The organism is Vibrio sp. 1288 (assembly GCF_033344475.1).
In genome coordinates this window covers 1-623 of the sequence record NZ_JAWPOX010000715.1, presented here as the reverse complement: position 1 = coordinate 623, position 623 = coordinate 1, and the positions used below count along the sequence as shown (strand labels likewise).

Below are 623 nucleotides of genomic sequence, written 5' to 3'. Positions count from 1 at the left end.
TTATAGTTTTTCTAGCTGGTGGCTAGATTTGTCACGTTTGGCCTTGGCCAGTTTTTGCACTTTTTCCAACAGGACTTTGTGACTCCATGGCTGTTGATTTGGACTAAAACGTGCTCTGTTCATGGCATCGAGTTCGAGTTTGACCGCTTGAACATCTTCGGGATTTAGTCGGTCACGATGGGTACTCAAGTACTCGTTTACTGAGCGTTCGATTTTCGCTTCGTCGCCTTCATTAATGATGCGTTTCAACGCTTCAACGCAAAGTGGTTTTTCTGATGCCGACAATGGTTCTGTGGAAGCAACAGGACGCTTTTTCCAAATGACGAATGCAATTGCGGAAGTAAGAATCCACAAGCCTGCAAAAACAAAAGTGAGCGTTTGCCAGAGTTTATCGACGCCATTTTGTTGGGCAGGAGCTGCATTTGAAACGGTTGGTATAGGAAGCGCGGTTTCAGGTAAGGTAATCAAGCCTGCATCGCTTTGTTCCACATTCAGTTTTAGCTCAGACAAGTTTGCCTGCTTTGCTTCATCGCTTTTACTGTCCCCCCAATTCAGTGTGTAGCCTGGCAGCGTGAATTCGCCTGCTTCTGTTGGGATCAGCACTTGTTTTACCGTCATGATTA

1 pseudogene is annotated in these 623 nt (G+C 45.7%); it reads right to left on the bottom strand.

The features are described 5' to 3' along the window. Nucleotides 1-623, bottom strand: a pseudogene (locus tag R8O11_RS28955) (protein BatD); the annotation flags it as partial.